Below are 6,927 nucleotides of genomic sequence, written 5' to 3'. Positions count from 1 at the left end.
CCGGAATGATTGCATAGGTATCTTCTGCTTTATTTTTCTAATGCGATTGCCCTGGATAAATCCTTACGGTATCAGGCAAAGTATAACTGCACTATTGGCGGCAGGCTTGAATCAGCGGCCTTTTTCAATTGTATCAACTTCCTGTTTTTGAGCCGTACCTATTGCCTTGCCGTAGATACCGCCGCTTTTGGGGAGTTCCAAAGAGAAATCGGTCAGGTAATCAATGTTGACAGTGGCGCGGTTTACCGTGCATGACATCACGTGCCCGCCTGATTTCCTGTCGTCTGATATGAAGTGGACGTGAAAGCCTCCGACGCTCAATCCTCCGAACGTTTCGGGGAAGTAAAACCCCGACACCACACCCCTGATGTCGCTGAAATCGAACACGCCCTGGTCTTTGGCCGCGTCAATCAGGCGTGGGTATGGTTTATGCTGCGCCCTTACGGCCCTTGCCCTTACGCCCTTAAAAATGCCTTCAATCTTAACAGCGAAAAAGATATTTGAAGACGGCGCGTTTTGAATGATTTCCCTCTGAAGCCCTTCGCAGGAGATTTCCCGCTCCACGTTAAAGGTCTTAGCAGACCTGAAAAACACAACATCAGCAAACGGGGTTTCCACGTTGTCGTCTACTGCAAGCACAGTCCCGTCGCCTGTGATTTGATAGACGCCGCCGTTGACCATTATCATCTCACCGTCAAGGCCGTTGAAGGTGCCAAGCCCCGTATCTCCATGTCTTTTCAACTCCCCGATAGTCAACTGCCCGTCATATACGCCTTCCATAAGGGCGTTAAGCGAAGAGTATTGATAGAGCGCGTGCGGCTGGGCACACGAAGACAGAAGCGCGGTAATAATTATGGCTAACAGATAATACACTATCAGATTATATCACCATAAGTGCCATTATTTCAATTTTGCCGAATAATCTCTGATGTTACCCTAACGTAACAGCGGTGCGGTTATATTTGCCATATTTGTTGAATTTATTACATGGCTTTGTTATATACTATCGGCTGTGTCTGAGGTATTTGTAATAGGGGGCGGGCTGAGTGGGGCGGAGGCCGCGTATCGGGCGGCGGAGTTAGGGGCTGCTGTAACGCTCTGTGAGATGCGCCCTGATAAGATGACCGAGGCGCATAAGACCGGCCTTCTGGGCGAGCTTATATGCTCTAACTCACTGAGGTCTGACGCCCCGGACTCGGCACACGGCCTTATCAAACAAGAACTTGAAGCGGCAGGCTCTCTCATAATGGAGGCGGCGCGGGCTACGGCGGTGTCGGCGGGGGGGTGTCTTGCTGTTGACAGGAATCTTTTTGCGGAGTTCATAACCGCGAAAATCAAGGCACATCCAAATATTAAAATACTCTACGGCGAAGTGGCCTCTCTTTCCTCTTTCGATCCTAAGACAGCCGTCATTCTGGCCACCGGCCCGTTGACCTCCCTGACTTTGTCACAGGAGCTGCAAAATATCCTCGGCGGGCAGTCGCTCTACTTCTATGACGCCATCTCACCAATCATAGACGCCGGGACCGTAGACTACGATAAGGCCTTCTTTGCCTCACGATACGGCAAGGGCGGCGGTGATGATTATCTGAACTGCCCTATGAACGCTGAGGAGTATGATTTATTTTATAATTCGCTGGTAAATGCCGATAAGGTAACTGTGAGGAATTTTGAGGACGAGAAGGTGTTTGAGGGCTGTATGCCGATTGAGGTGATGGCGGCACGCGGCAAGGACACGCTGCGCTTCGGGCCTCTTAAACCCGTTGGACTTTGTGACCCAAGAAATGACATCAAACCATACGCCGTTATACAACTGCGTGCGGAGAACACCGAAAAGACCGCGTATAACTTAGTCGGCTGCCAGACCCGCCTGAAGTATGCCGAACAGTTCAACGTGTTCAGGTGTGTTCCCGGGCTTGAGAAGGCCGAATTCCTGCGATACGGCAGCATTCACAGAAACACATATATTGACTCACCCAGACATCTGAACAAGGATTTGACCCTGAAATCTATGCCACACATATATATTGCCGGGCAGATTACCGGGGTTGAGGGCTATCTGGAGTCAACGGCGATGGGGCTTCTTGCCGGCATCTACGCCGCGCGCAAACTAAAGGGGCTTGACGAGGTGCTGCCGTCGCGCTTTACCGCGTGCGGCTCATTAGTCGGGCATATCACAGGGGAATCATCCAACGCTCCGGCCTCAAAATTTCAGCCGTCAAACATAAACTTTGGCCTCCTGCCCGCTCTTTCTGTGCCAATCAGGGACAAGGCAAAAAAGAGACAGGCCGTTGTGGCAAGGGCATTGGCCGACTGGGCGCGATTCATTGCAGAGTCATATAGATAGTTTTTACAGATACATGGAGGTCGAGAGAAACGCCTCCCCTCATACACTAAGGGCATATAAAAAAGACCTGGACGAGTTTATTGTCTTCGTAAAAAAAGAACCTATGTCCATAGACTTGTACGACATCAGGGGGTTTGTGGCGTCACAGTCAAAGAAGGGCCTCGCAAAGGCGTCAGTAATGAGGAGGCTCTCAACGGTGAAGGCATTTTTTAAATACCTTCACAGCGTCGGAGCAGTTAAGACAAACCCCACGCGGCTGGTTCCTTCGCCGAAGGTCCCGCAGCATCTGCCGAATTTTTTGACCAAAGACGATGCCTTTACGATGATGGACAAGGCCGAGGGGATTGGTTTTATGGCGGCTCGCAACAAGGCGATACTGGAGTTATTCTATTCAAGCGGCCTTAGGGTGAGCGAACTTGCCGGTGCGGATGTGGAATCAATAAGCCTGAAACAGGGCATGGTAAAGGTTCGCGGCAAGGGGAAAAAAGAGAGGATTGTCCCAATCGGCTCATACGCGCTGGGGGCGTTAAAGACATATCTCGTTGAACGGCTGCTGATAAAGGAAGAGACAAAGCGCTCCACGAAGAAATCTGCCCCCCCCAAAGAACCAGAGGCATTGTTTATTAACACATCGGGGCAACGCCTCACAGACAGACACATACGCAGGGTTGTAGTAAAATTCGCAAGGCTGACGGGCATAGAGGGCGCGGTTGGCCCTCATACGCTGCGCCACACGTTTGCCACACATCTGCTGCAATCGGGTGCCGACCTGCGTGTTATTCAGGAACTCCTCGGCCACGCGTCGCTGTCAACCACTCAAAAATATACCCACCTTGATATTCAACACCTGATGGACGTTTACGAAAAATGCCACCCGCTGGCAGATTCTAACGCATAGAATTCAGGGTTTACGGTCAGACGTTACCCTGACGACGGTCTTTACGTTGCCTCTTGGATTAAAATCTCCGATGACCTCTAAATAGCGGGGCGCAAGTTTTTCGTTCAGCTCGTTATATATCACGTTTGCCACGTCTTCGTGGGATATGTATTTACTCCTAAACGAGTTTAAATAGAGTTTCAGGGATTTCAACTCGACTATGAGCCTGTCCGGCACATAGGTTATTCTGATAACGGCAAAGTCCGGGTAGCCGGAGCGTGGACAGAGGCATGTGAACTCCGGCAAATCAATCTTTATTTCATAGTCCCTGTCAGGGTGGGGATTGTCCCATAGTTCAACAACCGCATCTGACACTGTCTTCTCGCCATACAGCATACTACGATTCTATCATGTTATCGAAAAAAAAGTACATGAGCCGATACGCAGCTATCACACAATTATGTTAGTATAGAGTAGCCCATATCACAAGGAGGTAATTATAATGCCAAACATAGGAATGGATATAAACAGGTATATTTTAGAGGAAGAGAGAAAATATCCAAGTGCCACCGGCTCTTTGTCCATAGCCCTGATGGCCATTGAGACCGCCACAAAGATTATATCCTCGCATGTGAGAATGGCGGGGCTTGCGGAGATATTTGGCAAGGCGATGAAGACAAACGTCCAGGGCGAGGAGGTACAAAAGCTGGACGAATTCGCCAACAATGTCCTTGTCAGGATATTGTCCGACAGCGGGCAATTTTACGCCATAGCGTCCGAGGAACTCGACGATGTGATCTATCCCGAAAAAGGACACGAAGGCAGGTACGTTGTGGCCTTTGACCCGCTTGACGGCTCAAGCAATATCGAAGTAAACGTCAGCATTGGAACAATATTCTCCATATACAGAAAAAATACCGGCACTCAGGAAGATTTCCTTCAGGGAGGGGACAAGCAGATAGCCGCCGGATATGTTGTCTATGGTTCGTCATCGGTATTTGTCTATACGACAGGGACGGGATTAAACGCGTTCACGCTTGACCCTTCGGTCGGACTATTTTTATTGTCTCACAATGATATGAGGATACCTGAAAGTGGGAAGATATATTCTGTAAACGAATCAAACTCCAAGGGATGGGACAAGAGGATAAGAGATTATTTCGACGCGCTGAAAGACGAGGGCTACACCGCGCGATTCAGCGGCACAATGGTTGCCGATGTCCACAGGACGCTCTTAAAGGGAGGCATTTTTGCCTATCCCGCTGACACAAAGAGTAAAAAAGGGAAACTGCGGATGCTCTACGAGGTGCTGCCTATGTCAATGATAGTTGAGCAGGCCGGAGGCATGGCAACCGAAGGTAAGGGTGATATACTTCAGGCCAAGCCCGAAGAGATACACTCAAGAACTCCCGTTTTTTTGGGAAGCCGCAAGGAAATCGTGCAGTTTATGAATACGCAATTTAAGAATGCGTGATACAGGAGAAAATGCCTGCGGCGGGTTGCCTCGTCAACGAGGTGTTTGATTGGCGGGGCTAATGCTAAGATGCAGGCAAAGGAAAAATCCTTTAGAAAACAGGTAATAAAATCTTTCTTGTCAAATTTAATTATTAAGACGGCTTTTATGTCATGTATCTCCTCAATTCGAGGAAGGTCTTCCGGTAGCGGCCCCCCTCGTTTGCGAGTGTGCGCTGGTATATTGGCCTCTTTCGGCTCATTATGGCATCTGAACTTTCCATAGTAAAGATGGGGTTTTCCTGACGCTTACTTTGTAGGTCAGAATCAGAAAAGAAGGAGGGCATATGAACGGTAATGAGTATTTGTATATGAAAAGAATGGAAAAGGGTTTATCCTCTCGTGAGCTTGCGGCAATGTGTGGTTTATCACATACTCAAATCATGGTACTTGAGAAAGGGAAGCATGAGGTATCATTTAAAAATCTGATAAAAATACTCGATGCCCTTGATATATCGCTCTATCAGTTCGTTCGGGCTATCGGCTATTTCCCACCGGCGTATATAAAAGAAAACGATGGGTTGGTGGCGGGGGGTGGATTTGAACCACCGACCACATGTAATGCGGCTTTAGCAGCATCATCTTAACTCTTATTTTACCGCGGCCGCTTCCCCGATGTTACGACAAGGTAACACTTTTACCCTCATAGTCTTTTAAGCACCCGGTCTCATCGGGCAGTCTTCATTCTCGTTCCTCGTTATTTGTCAAGTAGAAAATGATAGAATAGGAAACCTTTAATCCAAAGGTCGTTCTGACAGTGCCGGCGTCACGCTCGTGCGCCGGCACCTCCTCAACCCAAACTCACCGCGGCCTCACATCAATGTTATGTCAAGGTAACACTGCTTGCTTTATTTGACCAGGGAAAACATGTTACGATACCTCGTGGCCAGAATCTCTGGTTTACGGCCGATTATAAACCCAACTAGCCATCAAGCGTCAGCACCACGTGGGGGCCGTAGAAATACGGCCCCCGCCTCCTCAACAGGATCCTCTCCATCATCATGATCCGGAACATCATGATCTGGAACATCATGATCCAGACTCGACCATTTCGAAAGCCCTGGTCAGAGCTGCACGCGAAGACTCCTGGGACAAGGACGGGATGTCAGTCTAGCCGTGCCGCGCGCGCCCCCTCTACGCGCCCCCCTGACCTCGTCCACCAGCGCCGCCCCCCTGCCCTTAAGCCGCGGTCTCATCGCGGCATCGATTGACGTCTCATTCGATGCCCTTACCCGGACAACGTATCGCCGCGGTCTCTCGGCGGCAGCCTTCCCCCTAAAAGCTGACCGATAACAGCCACCGAACCCTCAACCCCCCTAAGCCACCCTACCCTTAACTGACCAGGACGTTGTGTCTTTGCCTCTCGTCCTTTTTCAATGTTTATACGCCTGTCTCTTTGTACCCGGTGTTGTGTGATGAAGGGCGCCCCCCCTGAATTTAAGCCGCAGCTTTATCGCGGCAAGGGGGGGCAGACGGGACGCGGCGTAGCAGCCACAAACGAAACAGATAAAACATCGTGCCGCGGGCGGGCGGGGGGGTATCCGAATAATGGCGTTAGGTAGGCGGCGGAGTAGAGAAACTGCGGAGGCCAAAGGCCGGAGCACTCCTACAGTATCTCCCCGACGCCGTGGGGGTGGGAGCGGCGACGCGAAGCCAAAGCCGCGGGGCGGGGTAATAAATGCCTTATCACCTTTGTCTTTGTTTCTAATCCCCCCCGCCCGCCTCCCGTCTGCCCCCATACTCGATAGAGTTTAAAACGGACTCGTATCTTTTTCAGGTAGAACGACTATTCGATAGTCCGGCTCTGAGTCGCTTTTCTTGTGGGTGTTTTCAAATACACCGATTCGGTATTGGCCAAGCGGCCATAGATCCAGATCTCCGGTTAATCCTTTATCGCCCTTCCAAAGCGATCCTATGTGCTTCGACTTCTTCAGTGGATGTTTTTCGTACATCGTCAGCCTCCTTAAAATTTGATAGTCGTATTTTAATATTTTATTGTGTAATGAATCATAGGACAATCACCACCCAGCTTCGCTAGACTGACGACCTCGGAGAACTCAGGACACGCGCACGTAAGATGACCGACGCAGGACACGCAACCCAGCTTCGCTAGGCTGACGACCGCGGACGAACCAACAAACGTAAGCGTCTAAATAACTACACCCGTTGATTTCCCTGCGAGGGCATCCCT

The 6,927-nt window shown here is 50.1% G+C and carries 7 protein-coding genes; 4 read left to right on the top strand and 3 right to left on the bottom strand.

Annotated features, from left to right (window positions below):
- Positions 1–111 precede the first annotated feature (111 nt).
- Complete coding sequence (gene budA, locus AB7D94_RS15675) at positions 112–873, bottom strand: acetolactate decarboxylase (RefSeq protein WP_420266935.1); 762 nt, start codon at positions 871–873, stop codon at positions 112–114.
- 139 nt (positions 874–1,012) lie between these two features.
- Between budA and trmFO the strand changes: the two genes are divergently transcribed.
- Both trmFO and xerA read left to right on the top strand, forming a co-directional pair.
- Positions 1,013–2,347 carry a methylenetetrahydrofolate--tRNA-(uracil(54)-C(5))-methyltransferase (FADH(2)-oxidizing) TrmFO gene (trmFO, locus tag AB7D94_RS15670; protein ID WP_420266934.1) on the top strand — a complete coding sequence of 445 codons (1,335 nt, stop codon included), beginning with the start codon at positions 1,013–1,015 and terminating at the stop codon, positions 2,345–2,347.
- Positions 2,328–3,245 carry a site-specific tyrosine recombinase/integron integrase gene (gene xerA / locus AB7D94_RS15665; RefSeq protein WP_420266933.1) on the top strand — a complete coding sequence of 306 codons (918 nt, stop codon included), beginning with the start codon at positions 2,328–2,330 and terminating at the stop codon, positions 3,243–3,245. Before trmFO ends, xerA begins: the two co-directional genes overlap by 20 nt.
- A 3-nt stretch (positions 3,246–3,248) precedes the next feature.
- Here xerA and queF read toward each other — a convergent pair whose 3' ends face one another.
- Positions 3,249–3,620 (bottom strand): preQ(1) synthase, encoded by a 372-nt coding sequence (gene queF / locus AB7D94_RS15660; protein WP_420266932.1) that lies wholly within the window; start codon positions 3,618–3,620, stop codon positions 3,249–3,251.
- 106 nt (positions 3,621–3,726) lie between these two features.
- On the opposite strand from queF, the gene fbp reads away from it, so the two are divergent.
- Complete coding sequence (gene fbp, locus AB7D94_RS15655) at positions 3,727–4,698, top strand: class 1 fructose-bisphosphatase (protein ID WP_420266930.1); 972 nt, start codon at positions 3,727–3,729, stop codon at positions 4,696–4,698.
- Between the two features lie 325 nt (positions 4,699–5,023).
- Positions 5,024–5,323, top strand: coding sequence for a helix-turn-helix domain-containing protein (locus AB7D94_RS15650; protein ID WP_420266928.1), 300 nt, complete (start codon positions 5,024–5,026; stop codon positions 5,321–5,323).
- Positions 5,324–6,487: 1,164 nt separating this feature from the next.
- Here AB7D94_RS15650 and AB7D94_RS15645 read toward each other — a convergent pair.
- Positions 6,488–6,688 carry a hypothetical protein gene (locus AB7D94_RS15645; protein WP_420266926.1) on the bottom strand — a complete coding sequence of 67 codons (201 nt, stop codon included), beginning with the start codon at positions 6,686–6,688 and terminating at the stop codon, positions 6,488–6,490.
- Positions 6,689–6,927: the final 239 nt, after the last annotated feature.

Origin of the sequence: Candidatus Magnetominusculus dajiuhuensis, from assembly GCF_046044395.1 — a bacterium.
GTDB classification, from domain to species: domain Bacteria; phylum Nitrospirota; class Thermodesulfovibrionia; order Thermodesulfovibrionales; family Magnetobacteriaceae; genus Magnetominusculus; species Magnetominusculus dajiuhuensis.
This window is presented reverse-complemented; position numbering and strand designations above follow the sequence as displayed.

Bases quoted from the DNA above. Each gene is read 5' to 3' on its own strand.
- queF (WP_420266932.1), bottom strand. From the start codon at position 3,620: ATGCTGTATGGCGAGAAGACAGTGTCAGATGCGGTTGTTGAACTATGG.
- fbp (WP_420266930.1), top strand. From the start codon at position 3,727: ATGCCAAACATAGGAATGGATATAAACAGGTATATTTTAGAGGAAGAG.
- AB7D94_RS15650 (WP_420266928.1), top strand. From the start codon at position 5,024: ATGAACGGTAATGAGTATTTGTATATGAAAAGAATGGAAAAGGGTTTA.
- AB7D94_RS15645 (WP_420266926.1), bottom strand. From the start codon at position 6,688: ATGTACGAAAAACATCCACTGAAGAAGTCGAAGCACATAGGATCGCTT.